Genomic DNA, 20,845 nt, shown 5'->3' with positions numbered 1-20,845 from the left:
ATGTCCGCCCACCGCCTGCTTCGCGTCCTCGCCGCCATGGGAATCCTCCTGGCCGGCACCACGGCTAGCTCGGCGGCGCCAGCGCCGCCCCCACCGGTACCGCTGCCGGGTGACCTACCGCCGCTTGCTCCGCACCAGCGTCCCAGCCCGTCACCCACCCAACCTCCCGGGCCAGCGTCCTCGCTGCCCGCCTTCACCATTACCGGCCCGTTCCAGGCCACCGGCGCGTTCGGTGCGCGTCAGCAGGCATACCTCGACATGCTGTCGGCGCGCGCGGACCTGGCCGCGGCCAACCGGCTCAGCGCCCCGCTGAACCGCTCGCTCGCCGGTTTCCAGGCACAGCGCGACGCATTGGAGCGAGCCAACCTCACCAGCGCGACCGACAGCCTTCCCGCGCTGCAACAACGTGCCCTGGCCGCCGCCAGCGCGAACCGCGGTGCGTGGCCCGACCTCGCCCGCGGCATCCCGGGCATCGGATTGCTCGCCGACTCCCCGCTGAGGTCCCCTCTCGCTGGCGGCTCGGGATCCGCGCCGAGGATGCCACTGGCTGCGAACCTGCTGACGATGCCCAGCCTCGCCGAGGTCTCCGGCGGGAAAGTCGTGGATCCCACCGCGTTCGTCGCCGGCCGCGCCGAGAGCGTCGACTCCTGCCGTACCGCGATCACCAACCGGATCCAGGACCACGCGGTCACCGGCGGTCGCCCCGGCGAAGCAGGCCGCTGCCTGGACACCCCGGTCGGCCTGGCCTACCGGGAGGGCCCGGCCTTCGACCCGGACCGCTTCCACCGAGGTCTTGCCGAACTGCCCGCGCGGCCACCGGAAGCGCTGCTCCAGCAACACCGCGACAACAAGGAGCGCGCGAAGTCACCTCCGCAACCACCTAAACTGCCCGAGGAGTTGACCCAGTCCAACTCCGGCTGCCGCCGCTTCGACAACACACTGAACGAGGGTACGTCGTGGGTGCCGCCGCTTGGCCCGATATCGAACGTGCTGGAGCATCTGTGCCTGCTTGCGTTCAAGTAGGCCGGGAATAGGGTCCGGCTGGAGCTTGAAACCCGAACATCTTTCGGGGTGCACCGGTCCTGATGGTGCATGTGCGCAGGTCGAAGCCGGGCGCAGGGTGGGACCTGCTCTCGTGAGCGTCTAGCGGGAAATTGATTTCTCCTCGCAGGGGAGGGAACACTTGGCCCGAAAAGCTTAATTCAGTTAATTGTCGGTGATGGCTCTTTCGGGCGCTGGCCGGTGAAGTTTCCCGTACATACCTTGAGGTTAGCCGGGGAGCGAGGTGTAGAACCGGAACATGATTTTCCAAGACACCTTCCACCCTTGTTTCGTCACCGGCACGAATAGGCGGACTTGCGAGTCCGCGACATCACCGCAACCACCACGACCGCGCCCGCCACTGAGTTCGGTGGATCGTGCTGACGCCCGGAACTGTCCGGGCTGCGGCCACCCGGTGGACCAGTTGCGCACCGACCGGCTAACCGGCCTGCTGGACCGGGACGGCTGGGAAGACGCGGTGGCCCGCGCACACGAGCAGGTGCGGCGACGAGCCGGGACCATGGCGCTGCTGATCGTCGACCTCGACTGGTTCAAGCGGGTCAACGACCGGCACGGCCACCCAGCAGGGGACACCGTGCTGCAGGCGGTGGCCGAGGTGCTGCGCCAGTGCACCCGCGAAGGCGACGTGGTCGGCCGCTACGGCGGCCACGGCGGCGACGAGTTCGTGATCCTGGCGCCAGACACCGAGTTGGCCGGTGCGCAGCTGCTGGCGCTGCGCATCTGCGCCGATATCAACACGCTCGTCACCCGGACTCGCAACGCCCATGGCCTGCCAGTCACCATCCGAGGGCTGACCGCGTCCGCGGGCTTGGCCGTGCAGGGGCCGGATGACCACCTCGGACCCGCCGAGCTCCTCCGTGACGCGGACGCGGCGCTGCTCCGGGCGAAGCACTCCGGGCGGGCGCTGGTCTGCGTCGCGGGCAAGCCCAAGACCTCCTCGTTGGAGTCCTGAAGGCCATGGGGCACAAGGACAACGAGGTCCACCTCATCGTGTGCGGCCTGCCCAGCGAGCTGGTGGTCACCGCCGTGCGCGACGCGGGCCTGGACTGGTACCTCGAGCCGGTCGCTGAGAACCTCCAGCAACTAGACTGGTTCCTCAGCATGGACCACCCGCTCATCCGCGGCGGTGCCCACAACGTGGTCGTCCTCGCCGAGCAGGCCGGTCCGCCGGCCGAGGTCGCCCGCTGGCTTGCCGCGCTGGCTGCCTCGCCAGCCAGGGACCTCACCCTTGTCCTGCTCCGCGGCGAACCCCGGCCGCAGGATCCACCGGTCCCCACCGCCACCTTCCTCAGCCACCCGGAGCTGCATCCGGCCACGACCAGCCTGCCACCAGGCCGGATCGTGGTTGTCTGGACCGACACCCGCGGTTCCGCGGTGGGAACGTGGGCCAGCGTGTTGTTCCACGCGGTGTCCGGCAGCCCAGCCATCCCGTCCGCGTTCGTGCAGCGGTACCCGTTGGCGCCCTGCTCAAGGCCAGAAGAGGTCGGTCCTGGGGCGCACGTGGTGCTGGTGCTCTCTGCCACGGGTGGCGTCGGCAGAACCACCATCGCCCTGGCCATCGCCGCCTACGTCGCGGCGCAGCACCGGCATGGTGCTGCGCGAGCCCGTCCTCGCGTCTGCCTCGCCGACTTCGACCCACGAGCCGCCGCGGTGACCACCGCCACCGGAGTGCTCGCGGACGCGACGCCGGGCAGCGGCACGGTCCTCGGCCACGTGCACCGGCTCGCTGGTGTCCAGCTGGACGTGCTCGCCGCCGCGCCGAAGCTCGCCCACTCGACAATGCGGGCGCTGCGCCGGAACTACGACCTGATCGTCATCGACACCCACGCACTCGACGAAGACCACCTCGAACGGCAACGTGCACTGATCGACTGCGCGAGCCAGATCCTGCTCGTCACCGACTCCTCCCGCGCCTCGGCCCGAGCCCTGGCCACACTGCTCCGAACCCTCTGCGCGGAGACCGGGCACGGCTTTCCCATGCGCTACCTGGGGGTCGTGTGGAACCGCGTGCTCAACGGCCTGGCCCCACCGGTCGAAGAGCTCCGCGACCACACCGAGCTCCGGCACCTGCAGTACCTGCCCGACACCGGTGCGCACCACACCCGAGCCGCCAACGCGGGCGAGTTCGTCCGGATCCTGTGGGACCGCCCCGACTGGGCGGCCCGGATCCACCTGCTCGCCGAGGCGCTGCTCGGCCCGAACCGCGTCGCCCCGATCACCCGTGACGTCTCCCGCCTGTTGCCGCGCCTGCATCGGGACGGCCGCCCGCGTACGGCGTATCGCCTGCGCCGCAACCTGTTCGGCCGCTACCGCGTCCGCCGCGCCGCCTGACCCGCACCACCCAGCAGAAGCGGAGAGACCCTTGCGCGCCCAACTGCCGCCGAGCACCGCGCCGCCCACGGCGGCCGCGGTCAGGGCGCTGTGCCGGCGTCACACCGGGCTGACCGCGCTCGCGCTGGCTGAACTCGCCCCGATCGCCGCCGACGGCCACGTCGCGCACCTGATCCTGTTCATCGCCGCGCACGCCGGCGAATGGACCGCCGGACACTCCTCACCGCCGTCGTTCGTGGCACGCTCCCGGCTGGCCGCGACCATGACGTGGGCGCAGGCCGAGGAGTACGCCGCGGATCCCGCCGTCCACGCACGGCTGGAAGGGCACCGCGCGGCCGGAGAGATCGCCACCACGCACCTGGTGGGCCTGGCCGAGGGCATGATCCGGCGGATCGTCCGGCAGCAGCGGCTGCGCGAGGCGGCCAGGACCACCGTGATCGACGTCCAGGACATGCTCAACACCGGGCGGGCCGCCGTCGCGCAAGGGGTCTGGGCCTACGACCCGAGTCGCCCGAGCGGTGCGCACTACCTCCGGGCCTGGATCGAGGAACACGTCAAACGTGATCTGGCCGGACTGACCTACCAGGTCACCCTCCCCGCTCGCACCTACGGCCGGTTCCTGCGCATCGCCGCGGTGAACGCCGCCCTGTACGAGCAGCTCGGCCGCCCGCCCACCGACGCGGAGGTGCTGGCCCGGCACGACGGCGCCTTCACCCAGGCCGACCTCGACGACGAGCGCCAGACCCGGATGCGCCGACGGCACACCGGCCTCGGCCTGGGGTCCCTGGTCCTGGGCAGCAGCACACGGCTGCGGGAGTCCGACAGCGTTGAGGTGCCGCTGCTCCACCTGGCGACTCAGGACCGGTCCGACCACCAGCCCGACGACTGGGAAGAGGAGGTGCTGCAACAGGTCACCAACACCGCGAGCCTGGCGACCAGCGGCTGGCGTGTGGCCCTGGACGTCCTGCAACTCGGCCAGGTGCAACGCGAGATCGTCGCTCGCAGCGTCGGCCTGCCGCCCTACGAGCAACTGCCCGACACCGAGCGCAGCGAACGCGCGGTCGCCACCCAACTCGGCATCAAACGGTGCGCCGTCCACGACCTGCTCACCGCGGTGCGTGCCGAGCTGCGCACTCCCGGCGGTCGCCTGCACCACCTCGTGGCCCAGCTCACCGACGAGGACCTCGAAGGCATGGGACTCCAGTGTTTCGCCGAGATCCTCGGCCCGCTCCCACCGACAACACCGCCACCCGGACCGGTGCCGCAGATCTTCACCAAGTCTCTTCCGCACAAACAAGACCGCGCCCTGGTGACCATTCTGGGCCACCCGCACCGGCTTCTCGTCCGATACGAATGTCGCGGGTCGTGCCGTTGGGCGGGCTACGAGACCGCTCTGGCGTCCCGCTTCGTCCTGCCCTGGTTGCGATGCCCGGACTGCGGCGCCGACGCCGAAGCCGTGCGTCACCGCTCGGCAAGCGTGGCAACCGGGGGAGAGGCGGGATGAGTATCCACTGTGGACACTCATCCCGGCCCCGCTACTGATCCTGCTCGTGTGGCGGCATCATCTGCGCGATCATCCGCTGCTGTCTTTCCCACTCGAGGCGAACCGTCGGCACCACCACGTCGTGCGCAACCTCCAACGCCTTGGGCAGCTGGAGCAAGCACGGCAACGGCAGTTGGTAGCGGTAGGTCTCCGGGAGCTCCGCCGCGGACTGCCGCGCCGCCCGCTCGTCGATGGGCGAGCCCAGCCGGTCGTACACGACACCCTGGCAGCTGACTGACCACAGATCGCCACCACGATCCGCGGGGCCCTGCCAGCGCACCACGACGCTGTACTCCTCCCGCTCGTCAACCGGAAGGTCTGACCGCACCGGAAATCGGTACTCACGAGCGAACGGGGCCAGCTTGACCGCCATCCGTTGTTCCTTCGCCGTGCGCTGACGCTGGCGGTAGAGCTGGAGCCAGTGCACCATCCCGGCGATCAACGCGATGACGGCGACCGCTGCCAGGTAGCACAGCAGCAGCTGAGTTTGCTCGGACATGCCAGGACCTTTCCGTTGCCGCGCCTGCCGATCCAGACAGGCCACGGACGCATGGCTGCGCGCCCCGCAGGTAACGAGGCGCCACCAGGACCGGTTGGAAGGCCGCGGTCAGCCCGGGCGAGGCGACCTTCCAGAACATGACCTCCTTGCGTCGCTTCGGCGCCGCTCTTGACCGGCGAATCCCGCGGGCGCTGAAGGCGGCTGTGCGAGTTGCCCAGGCCGAGCAACACACCGCGCGTCAGTTGCCTGACGAGGACCTGTCCACGCGGTACCGCGAACTCCGTCGGTCACCTCGCGCTCGTGGTACCGCGGTAATCGGGCTGATGGCTGAGGCGTGTCGTCGCCGGCTCGGTATCCGGGCGCATCCGGAACAACTACTGGGCGCCGCCGCGCTGGCCAGTGGCTACGCCGCGGAGATGGGCACTGGTGAGGGAAAGACGCTGACCGTTGCCCTTGCCGCGGCCGTGCACGCCATGTCCGGTGCCGGAGTGCACGTGCTGACGGCCAACGACTACCTCGCCGCCCGCGACGCCGAACTGCTCGGACCGGCCTACGCTCTCCTTCAGTTGTCCACCGGGGTGATCACCGGCGCTACCGGGCAGCTCGACCGGCGGACCGCCTATCAGGCCACCGTCACCTACAGCACCGTCAGCGAGTGCGGGTTCGACTACCTCCGCGACAACCTCGTGACCGCCGCGCACGACCGAATCCAGCGTGCGCCGCATGCCGCCCTGCTCGACGAGGCCGACGCCGTGCTCGTCGACGACGCCTCCACACCCTTGATCATTACCGGTGACCCGGCGCCCGGCCCGCACGAGTGGCCGACCCGGATGGCGCCCGTCCTGGCGAACCTGCTGCCGGTGGTCCACTACGAGGCGCTCCTGGCCGACCGCGAGGTCGCCTTCACCGACCTGGGCTGGGAACAACTCCAGCGCACCCTCGGCCTCGATGACCGAGCCTGGCACGACCAAGACTTCCTGAACGCGGCGCAGAACGCTCTGCAGGCCCTGGTGCTGTACCAGTACGGACGCGACTACCTGGTCGCCGGCAACCGGGTCGTCCTACTGGACCAGCACACCGGCCGTCGGCTGCCGGACCGGCGGCTGCGCGGCGGCCTGCATGCGGCTCTGGAAGCCAAGGAGGGCCTCGCGGTGGGCGCGGAGCCGCGCACCCTGGCCAGCATCAGCATCCAGCGCTTCCTCCGCCGCTACCCGATCCTCGGCGGCCTCAGCGGCACGGTGAGTTCGGAAGCGGTGGAGCTGCACCAGGTCTACCAACTTCCGGTAGTCACCATCCCGACCCACCGTCCTTCCGCGCGCCTCGACTTGCCGGATCAGCTCTTCGCCAGCCACAGCGCGCGGATGACCGGCCTGGTGGAACGCGTCGCCGACGCCCACCGCATCGGCCGCCCGGTCTTGGTTGGCGTCCCGACCGTCCACGACGGTGACGACCTCGCGCGCCACCTCACCGCGCTGGGCATCGACCATGCCCTGCTCACCGCGCGCGATGACGCCAGCGAGGCCGCCGTCATCGCCAGAGCAGGTGCGTTCGCCACCGTCACGATTGCCACGGCGCTGGCCGGACGGGGCACCGACATCCGCCTGGGCGGCGACCCACCCGAGCACACCGAGCAGATCCGCGAACTCGGCGGACTCCTCGTGCTCGGCCTCGGCCGCGGACCCAACCGCCGCACCGACGACCAGCTCGCCGGCCGGGCCGGACGGCAAGGCGATCCCGGCGCCGCGCAGTTCCTGCTCTCCGCCGAGGACGACCTCCTACTGGACAACGTCCCGGAGGCGCTGCGCCTCCTGAAACCGGTCCTCACCGCAGCCGGAACCGCGCCGGTCACCGGACCGCAGGCCCAAGCGCTGGCTGAGCGGGCACAGGCCCTGGCCGACTCGCGCCAGTACACCGCGCGCAAGCAGATGCTCCGGTTCGACGAGGTCGTGGGCCACCAGCACGACGCGGTGAGCAGCCAGCGCCTGGAGATCCTGGCTACGCCACTTCCGCTGGTGCTGCGACGATTCGCCACCGCGGTCGCCAGCGGCCGCTCGCCGGACGGCCCGCTTGCAGCAACCCTCCCGGGCACCTTGCCCAGCACCGCCCGCCTCGGCACCGAAGGCGTCGCCGCTGTCCTGCACGACCACCTGCTCGCCGCAACCACCCGCGAACCCCCTGACCGAACCCGGGCCCGCATCCTGGCAGCTCTGGACCACGCCTGGTCCCAGCAACTCGAGACCCTGCTGGCCCTGCAAAGCGTCAGCCACACCGCGACCTGGTCCCGAACCGACCCGGTGGCGGAGTACCGGCGACTGGCCGTGCACGCCTACGCCGCGGCCCGCCGCGAGCTCCAGCACACGCTGCTCCGCGAACTCCTCGCCGACCAACCACAGTGGACACTTCCGGCCAGAACCGGCACTGCTTGTTACCTACCTTGACCCGACATCCAGTCAAGGAGCACTCGATGGCTTCCGCCGACCCCTGGCACAAACTCACCAAGAACGCCCGCAGCTACTCGCCGTCGAACTCCGGCGCGACCGAGAACCTCACCGCGCGTCTGCGCCTGCTGCGCCAGGCCCCGGCCCGCCGGAGCGTCGGCTACGCCGCGGGCGGCCTGGCCGTAGCCGCAGCCGTCATGATCGCCGGAGCGCAGGTCGGTGTGCCGCCGGGCAGCCCAGCACCGAACACCAACGCCGCCCTGCCCGAGCAGCCCACCCCCGAACCCACTCCGCCCCCGACCGCAAGCCCCGCCCCACAAGCGCCCGCTCCACCGCCACCGCCATCGCCGCCTCCGCCCCCGGCGCCACCCGGCCTGCCCCCAGCGGCACCCGCACCGGCCCAGCAGCCGGACCCGGCTCAAGCCGCTCGCCAAGCACGGGCTGAGGCAACCGCTGGCCAGTCCGAGGCTCCAGCCCTGCTGCGCCAGCTGCTCACCGCAGCGACCGCCGCCCGCGAGACACCACCCGCGGCCAGCGCGCCGCCACCCACCCCACCGGTCCTCCCACCACCCCCTGCCCCTCAGCCAGACCAGCAACGCACCCCTCCCGCCGAGCAACCGCCGCCTCGCCCACCTGTCGCCGCACCTCCACCACCGCCGTCGCCGCCGCCCGCCCCGCCACGCCCAGTCCCCGTGGCGGAGAAGAACGTCCCGGGCAAGACGACCCAGGCGAGGACAGCGCGGCCAACCCCACAGCCCAAGGCGGCACAGCCGAAACCGAAGCCACCGGCCCCGCGCCAGCCCGCGCAACCGGCCGCGCCCACCGCGAAGATCCCCGCACTGCTGCACGACATCAGCACCACCCCGTCCGCGCCATGCCTCGTGCCGGTCCCCGGCACCACCATGTGCCGCCCACCAACTCAGTGACTCGTCCGGGAGAACCACCGTGCGACGCGACTTCTACTGCCTCACCCCCGAGCCAGACAGAACCGACGGAGCCGAACCCGTGTCCCGCGGTGACCTCGGCGCCTCCGCTTTGCGGCTATTGCGCCAGCACCCCGCCACCCGGCCGCTCACCGCGGGCATCGCGGTCACCGGCAGCATCGCCGCACTGGCCGTGGCCTCGCCGATCAACGCCGCGCTCAACCCCGCCGCGGAGGCGACCCAGCCCGTGGTACCACCGGCCCAGCCCGCACCACCCACGGCCGAGAAGCCGGATCCGGACCTGGCGGTGATGGGGCGCGTCGACCACGCGCTCACCGAAGCAACCAAAGCGATCAACACCGCCGAGAAGACGCTGACCGCGGTCAGCGCCGGCGGCGAACCAGCTGCGCTGCAACAACTGCGGTCACAGGCGGAGAACCTGACACACGCCGTCACTGGCATCACCAGCTCCACCGACACAGTCCGGCGGCTGCAGAAGCCGGGCGAACCAGCCGCACAGGCAGCCCTGTCCCGAGCCGAATCCCTGCTTCGCCAGGCAGAACAGCTGCGAGAGAACTACGCCACCCGGATCGCGCGGGCCCAGCAGACCGCTACTGACCAAGCCGCCGACCAGGCGCTGCGTCAAGCCGCCGAGCCGATCCGCTCAGCCGAGGCCGCCGCCCGCCGCGCAACCGACGTAGGCGCGAGCCTCGATCGCGCGTTCGACAGTGGCCAGCCCGCCACAGCCGCGGCGGCCACCATGCTCGAACTCGCCGCCGCGATCGAGGCAGCCACCGGCCCAACGGCCGGCGGGCTCGCCGCGGCGAAAGCCGCCATCCAGGCAACCAAGTCCGCATCCGAGCACCACCGAGGACGCGCCCGGCAACTACTCGATCAGGCCGACGACGCCCGAGCCACTATCCACCAGTTGACCAGCCGCCTGCCCGCCCTGCACCGCCAACTCCTTGCCCTGCAGCAGACCGAGGCAACCGCCAAGACCGTGGACAAGGCGCTCGCCGCGCACAACGCGGCCGTCACAGCCGACCAAGCGGCACGCAAGACATCGGACAGCGGCACCGGCCCCCGGTCTCGACCGCACGAGCACCTGGCTGCCGCGATCGCGGCCATCCACGAGGCCCGTCAGGCGCTGAGCACCACGCCACCATCCACCAACAACGCCCTCCGTGCGGCCGAGGCCCTGCTCACCAACGCGGAGGCCACGGCAAAGCGCACCACGGACGCGCTGACCCCGCCGGCTAACCGCGTCCCCAGCCCGGTCCACCAGCACAGGCCAGACGGCCCGGCCACTCGCCCCGCCGACGCACGCCCCGCAGACACCCGCCCCGTATCGGGCAGGGCTCGCACTCCGTCGACCAACGCTGGTCCAGGGGCGGCCGCGGTCCGGGCCGCGTTGACCCAACTCGGCGTGCCGTACCGGTGGGGCGGAGTGAGTCCCGGCAAGGGCTTCGACTGCTCCGGCCTGACGCAATGGGCCTACCGGCAGGCGGGCGTGCGCATCCCGCGCACCTCCACCGCGCAGGCTGTGGGCGCCAGGGTCACCCGTGAACAACTCCAGCCCGGCGATCTTGTTGTCTGGCAGGGGCACGTGGCCATGTACATCGGGGAGGGCCGCATGGTCGAAGCGGGAGATCCGGTGCGGATCAGCAGGCTGCGCACCACCAACCTCAGCATGCGCTTCATCGGCTTCTACCGGCCAGCCGGCTGAACCGGGGGAGAGGTGGTTGGGACCGGCCGGACGGGCCGGCCCCAACCTGGCCGGTGAAACCGGCGCTACTTCCGGCTCGCTTCAGCCCAGTTGGCGCCGTGGCCCATGACCAACGGCCAGCGCACCCGGCTCGTACCGAGCACCGCGGTCGCGGCCCGTTCCGCCAGCCTGGGCAGCGAGTACTCGACTGCCGTGACGTGGTCCGCCGGTGTTTCGATCACGAACTCGTCGCGGTCGAACAGGACCACCCGGGTGTCCGGGGCGGTGAGTTCCGCCCGGATCTCCGCCGCCAAGACGCAGGCGAGCTCGGCGGCAGTGGCCTGGATCTCGAAGGCACGAACCTGCGCACCGCGCAGGACCTGCACCTTCCGCTCGTCCATGGATCGTCGCGACCACGGCTTGTGCAGTGCCGCGGCGATGCACGGATCCGGTGGCGTGCAGGTCCGGCCCAGCCCGGATCGGACCAACTCGCCGGTGCGTCCCCGCAATGTCATCGAGCCCAGGTACCGCATCGCCTCGGGAAACCACGAGGTCAGGATGGCCGTGCTCCGCCGCCCTGTGGACGACTGGTCGTCCCGCAACGCGGCCTGCAGGTGGTCCCGCACGACGCCTTCGTCGGCACCGTGAAGTCCAGCCGCCTGTCGGTAAAGATCGTCCTTACCGCACAGGGGAACCAGCTGGGTGTCCCCAGACAGGTGCGCCAGCATCCGCGGCTCCAGCTGAGCCAGCCTGGCCCGCACCAGCACCCGGCCAGGTCCGGCGATCACACAGGGCCGTAGCTCGGTCGGCAGCCCGATCGCGCCGCCTTCGGCGACCCACCGGCCAGAGACCGTGCCGAACGGCCGGAACACCGGCCACCACCTGCCATCGCTCACCCACTGCTCAGCCCAGTCGTACCCGTGCCGGGCCACCGACATGAGTTCCAGCCATCGAATGATCAGCTTGGTGGCTGGGTTGTCCACGCTGAGCCGCTGAATCACCCTGGTGGCGATCGCCTCAGCATCGTCGTGCAGACGACCCTGGTGAAGCTGACGCCACCACTCGGTCCTGGACGCCCCCAGCGCCTTCGCGATGTCCCGGTCCAGCTTGGTCAGCCGCGGATACGGGTCGCGTCTACGTGGTTTGTGCAGTAGCTCGCCCAGCAACCGCTCATGCCCGGCCGAGTCCCAGCCAATACCGGCAGCATTCATTTCCGCTGCCAGCAACGCGTTGACCGAGTCCAGCCGAACCAGCGATTCCACGCCAGGGCCGTCGTCCGCCGACTCGAACCGCCCGCAGACCGAGGAGTACCGGTGTGAAAGCGGCACTCCCGTGGCCGGCGCGGCCTCGGGAATGACACCGTGATAGGCATCCAATGCCCGTTCCGTCAGCGACAAGCACATCGCGTTCCGGAGCCGGAGTCCCTCCTCTGCCAGCACGGTCGCAGTGGCGACCAGGTCAGTGGCGACCCACCGGATCCGGCGCGCACCCGCCAACACCGAAAGTGCCGCGGACGAAGGACTGGTCACCGCGATCGAAGTCGGACCGGGCATGTTCGGATCAAGTGCGGTGATCACAATCTCCAGTCGTCCGGCCTGCCGACTGGCGTGCAGACCGAGCGGGACGACGAAATCGCGCGCCCGTGCCCACGTATCGGCGACTCGCAGCAGTTCGATCAGCCCATCGCGGTCATCCTGGCGTGGGTTCTCCGATAGTGATGGAGCCGTCATAGCGGCCAAGCCCTCCTTGTTCCGGGAACAGGACGGGCAGGCAGGTAACGCAACAGGGAGCGCCTGGTTGCCGAAGTCACTATTGGTGATGGCCAGCGGGAGAAGGCGTTGTTCCAGGCAAACTCCGGCCTTTTTGGAACCGGTGTCGAGCACGCCCTGACCGCCGATAACGGCTCTTACCGGCGGTGAGGCCGGCGTCAGCTCGGCGCGTGGCAGTGCCGTCGATGGCGGTGATCAACTCTGGGCCGTCTGTAGGCCGTCACAGGTTAAGACCGGATGAGACGAGACTAGCCTTGACCAGCGGAAATGAGTTCTAGGTGAGGACGCGAATCTGGGTCGCCTCGACGCTCCTGGCCACGGTGCTGACCAGAAGCCAGTCGGAGTCCGCCGGCTTGCGCGCCCGACGGGGTGGCTGCCGGTGGCCGGGGGAGTGACCAGGACTGTCCTGGCTGGTCAATGCCCGCTTCCTGGTCAACTCCCGCACAGCTAGACCTGGTCGGGAAGCCCGATCCCACGGGCTCCCGACCAGGGAGGATTACCTGTCCTGGCCCGACGGCCCGGACAACTGGAACATCTCTGTAGTGGACCGCCGCTGACCTGCTCGAACTGCCTGTCTTAGGGCGTCGCCAGCCTTCTGGGCCGTCTCCGGGCCGTCTGGCTTGGGTCGCACGCCGGACTTATCGATCAAGAAGAAATGCGGCCTTACGGCCGTGAACCCCAAACGAGGCGATGATCAGTGCAAACCATCCGAGGTGATGCTGAACTGAAAATTCCCGGTTGTGAGCGAGGATGTGCCCGTCTGTGGGCTACTGCGCAGACAGGCACTCACTGAAGCAGGACTGCGTCGCGTGTCCGAGGGGGACTTGAACCCGGCAGTGCGTGAAATCTCCAAATATTGGGGAATCACGCAGCCAGAATACCTCTTCGCGGTGCGAGTGCGCGACGGTGGCCGCAGTCCCCCCGTTTGGCGGTGACCGTCTGCTTCTGTAGGTCGTGTGTCGCCGCGTGAACGTGTCGATGGCGGATGGGCGGTCGGTGGATCCGGGCGTTCGTCGGGTGACGGGTGCCTGTGGCGGCGCTGGCGGTGCACTTCGCGGTGAGTCCCAGCCCGCTACGGCCTTAGTGGCAAATCCGGGCGACCGCGAGTTGGTGAGTAAGGTCTGCCGCGCTGCTTCCGGGGAAAGCTCGCGTTCCTGCGCTTCCTGGAGTGCGCGGAACGTTGGTGCCGGCGAATGCCGCCACGTCGTCGTCCGGGCCATGGAGGACCGCCGGCGCGGGGACGAACTGCACGACTGGCGAGCGACCTGGCGCGTCGTCGGGGCCACCCCGCCTGCGCGGGGACGACAGCCGAAACACCGGCCACGCCGCCGCGTTGCCGGGACCACCCCCGCCTGTGCGGAGACGACGGGCTGGTGAGCCGGTCGCGCCGCTACCCCCTCGGACCCGTGATGGGACCAGCCCCGCGTGTGCGGGGACGACACGTGCTGGACAGGCACGACACAGCGGCACTGGCCGTCTTAGCATCAGTTCTGCACAGGCCGCTCGGCCGTATCGCCCGACGTAATGGACCGCACGACACCGACCGAGATCCTTGGCCTCGGCCCACTTGGCGTGCTCAACCACGGCCTGCCCTTGGAGGCGCCTCCGTTGGGTGCTGGCCAGGGCCTGCATGCACAACGCGTCGCCGCCAGCGGCGCGGGCGTCGGGTTCGCTCTGGGCACGGCCACTCCCGAGACGGTGGCCGAGGCGCTGGCCGTGGTTGTCTCCTGGGACCTCAGGCGGCCGGCGAGGACATGATCAGGACTGGCTTGCCCACGCTTCGTCCAGCGCGCGCTGCGGCCTCGTTAACGCCGCCGGTGATCGTGTCGTTGCCACCGTCGCCGTCGATCGTTTTAGCGGGGCTGGAGTTCGTGCGATCGATGGTGTCGTTGCCGCTGGAGCCGGTCACGGTCGTGTCGGTCTGGGTCACTCCCGGTCCGATGGTGCAAGGGGCGGCGGCGGAGGCGGAGCCGACACCGGCGAATCCACTCGCGACGAGGGTCCCGGCGAAGCCAAGGGCACGTCTTTCAATTTCGTGTCTGATTCTCCCTGTGCAGGGCGGGAATTTGTCCGTCTGCGGCGTGTTCCCGCCGGCGTCACCACCGCGTAACGCCGCTCATTCCGGTGAACCCCGGCCGGGACACTGTGCTGAACCTGGTTGTCCGGGTGGAAGTGGCGACTCGATCTGATGAAACAGGCGGCGGGGCGGATTGGCCGGTCCCGCGCTGGTTTACCGTCGAGGTCAATCCGCTCACCCACAGGAGGATCGCGATGCCGCGGGCCGACCAAGTCAGCGCTGTTGTCTCCCGTCGTTCCGTGTTGCTCGGTGGTGCGGCCGCGGTGTCGGTCCCGTTCCTCGGTGCGACCGCGCAGGCGGCCTCCTCGGGACCGCCGATGCGGGTTGGTGTGCTGGCCGATTTCACCGGTCCGGGAGCCGGACATGCGCAACGGCAGGTCCTCGGCCTCCGGCGGATGTGCGAGTTGATCAACGCTGGGTTGCTGCCGGGCCACCGCAGGGTCACGCTGATCGAGCGGGACACCAAGGGCAGTGTCGAGGTGACCGCGGCCGCCGCCGACGCACTGATCCGGCGGGAGGAGGTGCACGGCCTCATCGGCACCTCCTCGCCCGCCACCGTCGGCGCCCTGCGGACAGCCGCGCAGACCGCGGGCGTGCCGATGGTCAACCCGCTGCTCGCCGGACTCGCCGACCCGGTCAACGACTACGTCTTCACCTCCAGGGCGCCCTTCGGGCTGGACCTGATCAAATCCGTCGCCCGCGATGCCGCACAGCACAAACTGCGCCGGGTGACGATCCTGATCGGTTCGGCCTGGGTCGGGCCCGTCCTCGACGCGGACCTTGCCAAGCTGCCGGGATTCGGCCTGGAGAACGCGGGGGTGGAGACGTTCGAGCACGGCGCCACCGACATGCGGCCACAGCTGGCCAAGCTGATCGCGGCCAAGCCCGACACCATCTCGGTGTTCGGGCTGCCACCCAGCAACGGGCTGGCGGTGGCCCAGGCCAGGGAACTCGGCTGGACCAAACGCGTGTATTGCAGTCCCTCGGCTTCGCATCCGCAGTTCCTGGCCAACGCGGGCGCCGCCGCCGAGGGGGTGCGGGTGCTGACCCCGTGGGCCACGGTGTACCGGTCGGCTCCGCTGACCCTGCCCAACCTGGCCCGGATGCGGTTGTTCGCCAGGACCTTCGAGCGAGAACACGGTCAGCCGGGGGCCTACCCGTGCTTCGCCGCGGACGCGCTCGGCATGCTCACCAAGGCATTCGCCACCACCAGCGACCGCGCGCGGGCCAGGGACCGGCTGGCGAACCTGTCCTACACCGGGGTCACCGGGGTCTTCACCCCCGGCCGCAACCACGTCGGGCTGCCCGACGGGACGCTGACCACGGTCGTGGTGCGTGACGGCAAGTTCGTGCTCGACCGGTAGGCGGCACGATCCGTTCCATGACAGTTCATCGATCGCCGGATGACCGACTGCCAACGCGGATGCTGCTCATCCTCGCCCTCGGCACGTTCGTCGTCGGCACCGATGGCTTCGTCCTCAATGGACTGTTGCTGCCCATCGCCGAGGACCTTCAGGTGTCGGAATCCGCGGCAGGGCAGCTGACCACCGTCTTCGCCTTCACCTACGCCGTGGCCTCACCGCTGCTCGCGGCGGCCACCGGTGACTGGGACCGGCGGTGGCTCTTTGGCGGCGGCCTGGCCGTGTTCACCCTGGGCATGGCCGGACAGGCCTTCGGCCCCGGCTACACCGTGGTCCTGGTATCCAGGGGGGTGGCGGCGATCGGCGCGGCGGCCTGCCAGTCCAACGCCTACGTCGTGGCCGGCGCGCTGGCCACCGGCGCCCGGCGCGGGCGGGCGCTGGCCACGGTGGCCGCGGGCATGAGCGCCTCGATGGTGCTCGGGGTGCCCATCGGGGTGCTGCTGGGCCAATGGCTCGGCTGGCGCGCGGTGCTGTGCGGCATCGGCGTGGCCGGGGCGCTGCTCACGCTGCTGACGCCGGTGCTGCCCGCGGTCCGGGTGCCTCCGGTGGGCCTGCGCGTCCGGCTGTCGGTGTTCGCGCGCCCGGGGGTGGCCACCGTGCTGCTGGTGACCGTGCTGGGCACCCTCGCCCTGTACGCCGTGCTGGTCTACCTGCCGGTGGTCGCGCAACCCTCGGCCACCGGCGCGACCCTGTCCTGGGTGCTGGTCGCCTTCGGCGCCGGGCACTTCACCGGCAATTCGCTGGCCGGTCGCTGGACCGACCGGTTCGGCCCGGATCGGGTGGTGCTCGCCTCGCTGGCCGGCTGCGTCACCGGGTTCGCGGCGCTGAACCTCGCCCGGTTGAGCCTGCCCGGCACGCTGCTGTTCGCCGGGGCGATCGGCGTGGCGGCCGGAATGCTGATGGTGCCGCAGCAGCACCGCCTGTTCTCCGCCGCGCCGGACTCCCCGACCGTGGCGCTCGGACTCAACGGATCGATGATCTACCTCGGCGCCGGGGCAGGTTCGGCGATCGGCGGAGTCGTGCTGGCCACCGCGGGCGTCGGCTGGCTCCCGGCGGCCGGGGTGGTGCTGGCCGCGCTGGGGCTGGGCCTGGCCGCGGCCAACCGGAGATCCCCGGTGCCCAGGTGACCCTGGCCGCCACGCCGATCGCCCGGAATTCCACCGCTGCCAAGGAAGTCCACCCGGTCGGCTACTGATCCGCGGTCGAACCCGCGGTGGGCGCGGGCCCATGGTTACCGTGGCCGGGTGATCGGATCCGGCGCGGCCGCCACCTCCTCCACCACGACCCGCACCATCGACCGCTCCTGGTGGACCTGGTCTGGTGCGCACGGTGGGTACACGGCCGCGCTGGCGCTGGCGGCGATGCGGGGTCAGGTCGACGGCGCACAGCGCGTGCGGACGTTGTCGGCGTCGTTCCTGGCACCGGTCGACGAACGCCCGCTGTCGCTGGCGGTCACGCTGGAACACGCGGGGCGCAGCATGAGTCACGCCGCGCTGCGCGCGCACCAGGATCGCGGCCTGGCGCTGCTGGCCACCGCGACCTTCGGACTGGGCAGGGGACCGCACAGCCATGCCTGGACGGCCATGCCCGCGGTGCCCGGCGTGGCTTCCTGCGAGCCCGTGCAGTCCGCGCCTGCCGACCGGGTGCCGATGTCGGTGCACATCGAGTACCGCCCGGCCGGCCCGGCCCTCGCACTGGCCGGCGGCGAGCAGGCCGAACTGCTGTTCTGGGTGCGGTTCACCGACCGCCGAGCGGTGGACGCCGAGGCGGTGCTGACCCTGGCGGACAGCCTGCCGCCGTCGCTGTTCGCCGTGCTGACCTCGGCGGTGCCGGTGCCGACGGTGGGGATGAGCGCGCATTTCACCGAGGCACTCGACCAGGGTCCGGCCGGGGAATGGGTGCTGTTGCGCGCCACCACCGAACACGTCGGCAGTGGCTGGGTGATGGAGAACATCACCGGCTGGGCCGAGGACGGCAGGCTGCTCTGCAACGTCCGCCAGGCCCGCCGGATCCTGGCCGGCCTCTCCTGAGCGAACCCGGACCGGCGAGCCGGTTCAGCTGACCAGGACCGGCAGGGTCTCCAGCGCCCGCAGGGAGAACCCCGGCCTGCGCCGCCGCGGCTGCTCCGCCAGCCGCAGCTTCGGGAACCGCCGGACCAGTCCGGTGAAGGCCACCATCGCCTCCAGCCGGGCCAGTTGCGAGCCCAGGCAGTAGTGGATCCCCATGCCGAAGCTCAGCTGCTGACTGCCGACGCGGGTGATGTCAAAGCGGTCGGGATCGCGGTAGCGCTCGGGATCCCGGTGCGCGGACCCGTACATCAGGCCGATCACCGCGCCTTCCGGGATCGGCACCCCGCCCACCTCCATCGACGGCCCGGCGATCCGGCAGTTGACCTGCACCGAGGCGTCCCAGCGCAGCGCCTCCTCCACCGCGGTCGGGGCGAGCCGGGGCTGCCCGGCGAGCAACCGGGCCTGATCCGGGTGCAGCGCCAAGGCGTGCGCCCCGTTGCCCAGCAGTCCCACCGTGGTCTCGAAACCGGCCAGCAACAGCCCCGCGATCATGCCCGCGAGCTGCCGGTTCGACATGTCCTCGGCGGTGCTGATCAGTCCGGCGATCAGCGGCGGCACCGACTCCGCGGTTGCTCGCCGGTACGGGGCGACCAGCGCGATCAGGTAGCCGATGAGCCGGTCGTGACTCTCCAGCAGCCGCCGGTGCTGCGCCGGTGTCAGCACCACGTCGAAGAACAGCGAGAACTCTGAGACCACCTCGATGAGATCGGCCAGATCCGCCCGCGGCAGCCCCAGCAGGCGGGACATCACCACCATGGGCAGCCGCTTGAGACTGGCCTGCAGATCCACCACCGCGCCGTGCGCGCCCTGCTCCGCGACGCGGTCGAGTTCCCGCTCGAACTGCCGCTCGACCCACTGCCGCAGGCTTTCGATCTTCGCCGGGGTGAAGTGCCTGCTGACCGCATGCCGCACCGGCCCGTGCACGGGCGGGTTCTGGTACACCGGCCACTGGTCGATGGAGCGCAGCACCTCATCCGGCCACCGCCCCAGCTGCTGTTGCCCCCGGCCGGTGCTGTTGATCACCCGGAGATTCTGGTCCCGGTGCAGCGCGAGGCAGTCGGCGAAACCGGTGACCAGGAACATGTTCAGCGGTTTGAAGTAGTGCGTCCGGGCGGCCTGGCGCAGTGCGCGGTAGGCCGGGTAGGGATCCGGGGCCGAGCGTGGCGACAACAGCGAGTTGATCACACTGGTGCTGTCGGACATGTTTTTCCCTTCCGTTGGCCAGGACAGGTGCTAGGGGCAGTGCACGACCTGCGCGGCATAGCTCAGGCCGGCCCCGAATCCCAGCAGCAGCACCGGATCGCCGGTGCTGATCGCACCCTGTTCCAGCAGCCGGAGCAGGGCCAGTGGGATGGAGGCGGCCGCGGTGTTGCCGGAACTGGTGATGTCGCGTGCGATCACCGCGTGTGGCAGGTCCAGTTCCTCGGCCAGCGCCTCGGTGATGCGCAGATTGGCCTGGTGCGGCACAAAAGCCTTCAGCTGAGCGGGGGTTGTCCCGGCTCGCGCGCACGCCGCGCGCGCGATCGGCGCGAGGGTGGTGATGGCCCAGCGGAACAACGCGGGCCCCTGCATCCGGATCGTGCCTGCCCGGTCCTGGATGCCGATCAGACCGGCCCGCGTCCCGTCGCCACCCCACACCACCGGTCCGATCCCGGCGGTGCGCGCCGCGCCGAGCACGGCCGCACCCGCGCCGTCGGCGAAGATGACCGCGGTGGCCGGATCATCCTGGTCAACCCAGTCCCGCATCCGTTCGGACCCGATGACCAGGGCGTGCCTGCTGAGCCCTGATCGGATCAGGCCGTCGGCGATGCCGACGGCGTAGCCGAACCCGGCGCAGGCCGCGTTGACATCCAGCGTGCCCGCCGCAGGGATGCCCAGTGCGCTGGCGATGGCGGCGGACCCGTTGGGCATCGGCGAGGGCATGGAGGAGGTGGCGAGCAGGATGAGATCCACGGCGTCGGCGGGCAGGCCCGCGGCGGCCAGCGCCTTGCGCCCGGCCTCCGCGCCCATCATCACCACGGACTCCCCGGGGCCTGCCGCGTGCCTTTCGCGGATGCCGACCCGGTCCCGGATCCAGTCCTCGCTGACCCCCAGCCGCTGGGCCAGTTCCGCGTTGGAGATCACCGTGGCGGGGCGATAGCCGCCGAGGGCGAGGAATCGCGAGCCGCCGACCGGATCACAGGTATTCATAGAGCCTCCATGCACATATCACGCAGGTGCGCCCACGCGGTCGACGCGATAGGGAGGAGCATCACGGTGAAATGCGGCCCCATCCGGCAATGCTTTCCAATCAGCCGAAAAAACCTTTCCGGCTCAGGCCTTGAGAATCGTGATGGTGCCGGTTCCGGTGGAACTGACCACGCCGGGATCCGAAAGGCAGGCCCCTGCCGCGGGATTGACAATTACCGCCAGACTGGTATAGCTCGCGCCGACATATCGACCCGCGGTGATGGTCCCGGTGATCACGGCGGCAGTCTCGCCGCCCGGACGCACGGATCTCGCGATCGCGAGATCAACAGTACTGGTCACGTTGAGCGGCAGCCAGTTGATCTTGACGGTCGAGGTGGCGTCACCCAGGGTGCAGGCCAGGCTGTCACTGTGGGCGGTGAAGGTGTACGTGCCGCCCGAGACCGCGGAATCGCCGAGACAGGTGTTGAAGGTCCCTTCGCCGGTGATGTCGATCGGTCTTGCGGTCATCGTCAGTCCCGGACTGTAGGCACTGCTGCCGCCCGCGACACATTGGACAACGGCGAGTTCGGGGGAGGCCTGGGCCACCGGCGCCACTGTGTTCAACATGAGCAACGCGAACAGCATGCCGAGGAAAGGAATTCCGCGCATGACAATCTCCAAGCTCGACTAGTGACGAAGGTCTACCGACGGGAGGATCGGAAAACGACTTCGACAGTAGCTCGTAGCGGAAACACGCAGAAGTAAAAAATGGGTGACCCCGGTCGTCCGAAGTGTGACTTCGTGATTACCTAGGGTTACCGGAGATGACGCGAAAAAAT

At 70.2% G+C, this 20,845-nt stretch carries 15 protein-coding genes; 9 read left to right on the top strand and 6 right to left on the bottom strand.

The features are described from left to right. The 4 genes from M8C13_RS32370 (at position 1) to M8C13_RS32355 (ending at position 4,897) form a co-directional block, all read left to right on the top strand. Entirely contained in the window at positions 1-1,023 is a 1,023-nt protein-coding gene (locus M8C13_RS32370) for a hypothetical protein (RefSeq protein WP_252484561.1), read from the top strand. A 388-nt stretch (positions 1,024-1,411) separates the two neighbouring features. Then, entirely contained in the window at positions 1,412-2,014 is a 603-nt protein-coding gene (locus tag M8C13_RS32365) for a GGDEF domain-containing protein (RefSeq protein ID WP_252484560.1), read from the top strand. Positions 2,015-2,019: 5 nt separating this feature from the next. Then, entirely contained in the window at positions 2,020-3,393 is a 1,374-nt protein-coding gene (locus M8C13_RS32360) for a hypothetical protein (protein ID WP_252484559.1), read from the top strand. Between the two features lie 31 nt (positions 3,394-3,424). Then, the gene (locus M8C13_RS32355) at positions 3,425-4,897 is read left to right on the top strand and encodes a hypothetical protein (protein ID WP_252484558.1); all 1,473 of its coding nucleotides are present in this window, start codon (positions 3,425-3,427) and stop codon (positions 4,895-4,897) included. Between the two features lie 31 nt (positions 4,898-4,928). Here M8C13_RS32355 and M8C13_RS32350 read toward each other — a convergent pair whose 3' ends face one another. Continuing rightward, positions 4,929-5,435, bottom strand: coding sequence for a hypothetical protein (locus M8C13_RS32350; protein ID WP_252484557.1), 507 nt, complete (start codon positions 5,433-5,435; stop codon positions 4,929-4,931). 137 nt (positions 5,436-5,572) lie between these two features. Here M8C13_RS32350 and M8C13_RS32345 point away from each other — a divergent pair, with 137 nt between their 5' ends. Together M8C13_RS32345 and M8C13_RS45855 are read left to right on the top strand one after the other, a co-directional pair. After that, positions 5,573-7,873, top strand: coding sequence for a hypothetical protein (locus M8C13_RS32345; protein WP_252484556.1), 2,301 nt, complete (start codon positions 5,573-5,575; stop codon positions 7,871-7,873). A 945-nt stretch (positions 7,874-8,818) separates the two neighbouring features. Next, a complete protein-coding gene (locus tag M8C13_RS45855; protein ID WP_374213223.1) occupies positions 8,819-10,522 on the top strand; it encodes a C40 family peptidase in 1,704 nt (567 codons plus the stop codon). Between the two features lie 65 nt (positions 10,523-10,587). On the opposite strand, the gene M8C13_RS32335 is transcribed toward M8C13_RS45855, so the two are convergent. Both M8C13_RS32335 and M8C13_RS32330 read right to left on the bottom strand, forming a co-directional pair. Then, positions 10,588-12,384 (bottom strand): hypothetical protein, encoded by a 1,797-nt coding sequence (locus tag M8C13_RS32335; protein WP_252484555.1) that lies wholly within the window; start codon positions 12,382-12,384, stop codon positions 10,588-10,590. A gap of 1,621 nt (positions 12,385-14,005) precedes the next feature. Continuing rightward, entirely contained in the window at positions 14,006-14,200 is a 195-nt protein-coding gene (locus tag M8C13_RS32330) for a hypothetical protein (protein WP_252484554.1), read from the bottom strand. Between the two features lie 386 nt (positions 14,201-14,586). Between M8C13_RS32330 and M8C13_RS32325 the strand changes: the two genes are divergently transcribed. The 3 genes from M8C13_RS32325 to M8C13_RS32315 all read left to right on the top strand — a co-directional run bounded on the left by M8C13_RS32325 (position 14,587) and on the right by M8C13_RS32315 (position 17,798). Then, positions 14,587-15,711, top strand: coding sequence for an ABC transporter substrate-binding protein (locus tag M8C13_RS32325; protein WP_252484553.1), 1,125 nt, complete (start codon positions 14,587-14,589; stop codon positions 15,709-15,711). Between the two features lie 17 nt (positions 15,712-15,728). Beyond that, positions 15,729-16,895, top strand: coding sequence for an MFS transporter (locus tag M8C13_RS32320; protein ID WP_252484552.1), 1,167 nt, complete (start codon positions 15,729-15,731; stop codon positions 16,893-16,895). A gap of 117 nt (positions 16,896-17,012) precedes the next feature. After that, positions 17,013-17,798, top strand: coding sequence for an acyl-CoA thioesterase II (locus tag M8C13_RS32315; protein WP_252484551.1), 786 nt, complete (start codon positions 17,013-17,015; stop codon positions 17,796-17,798). 24 nt (positions 17,799-17,822) lie between these two features. On the opposite strand, the gene M8C13_RS32310 is transcribed toward M8C13_RS32315, so the two are convergent. From M8C13_RS32310 to M8C13_RS32300, 3 genes are all read right to left on the bottom strand, one after another. Then, the gene (locus M8C13_RS32310) at positions 17,823-19,040 is read right to left on the bottom strand and encodes a cytochrome P450 (RefSeq protein WP_252484550.1); all 1,218 of its coding nucleotides are present in this window, start codon (positions 19,038-19,040) and stop codon (positions 17,823-17,825) included. 30 nt (positions 19,041-19,070) lie between these two features. After that, positions 19,071-20,027, bottom strand: a complete 957-nt coding sequence (locus tag M8C13_RS32305; RefSeq protein ID WP_252484549.1) for a beta-ketoacyl-ACP synthase 3 — start codon at positions 20,025-20,027, stop codon at positions 19,071-19,073. 123 nt (positions 20,028-20,150) lie between these two features. Continuing rightward, entirely contained in the window at positions 20,151-20,687 is a 537-nt protein-coding gene (locus tag M8C13_RS32300) for a hypothetical protein (protein ID WP_252484548.1), read from the bottom strand. Positions 20,688-20,845: the final 158 nt, after the last annotated feature.

The organism is Crossiella sp. SN42, assembly GCF_023897065.1.
In the GTDB taxonomy this organism is placed as follows: domain Bacteria; phylum Actinomycetota; class Actinomycetes; order Mycobacteriales; family Pseudonocardiaceae; genus Crossiella.
Note: the sequence above shows the minus strand (reverse complement) of the source record. Positions and strands in the feature narration are given on the sequence as shown.

Bases quoted from the DNA above. Each gene is read 5' to 3' on its own strand.
- M8C13_RS32370 (WP_252484561.1), top strand. From the start codon at position 1: ATGTCCGCCCACCGCCTGCTTCGCGTCCTCGCCGCCATGGGAATCCTC.
- M8C13_RS32360 (WP_252484559.1), top strand. From the start codon at position 2,020: ATGGGGCACAAGGACAACGAGGTCCACCTCATCGTGTGCGGCCTGCCC.
- M8C13_RS32350 (WP_252484557.1), bottom strand. From the start codon at position 5,435: ATGTCCGAGCAAACTCAGCTGCTGCTGTGCTACCTGGCAGCGGTCGCC.
- M8C13_RS32345 (WP_252484556.1), top strand. From the start codon at position 5,573: ATGACCTCCTTGCGTCGCTTCGGCGCCGCTCTTGACCGGCGAATCCCG.
- M8C13_RS32320 (WP_252484552.1), top strand. From the start codon at position 15,729: ATGACAGTTCATCGATCGCCGGATGACCGACTGCCAACGCGGATGCTG.
- M8C13_RS32310 (WP_252484550.1), bottom strand. From the start codon at position 19,040: ATGTCCGACAGCACCAGTGTGATCAACTCGCTGTTGTCGCCACGCTCG.
- M8C13_RS32305 (WP_252484549.1), bottom strand. From the start codon at position 20,027: ATGAATACCTGTGATCCGGTCGGCGGCTCGCGATTCCTCGCCCTCGGC.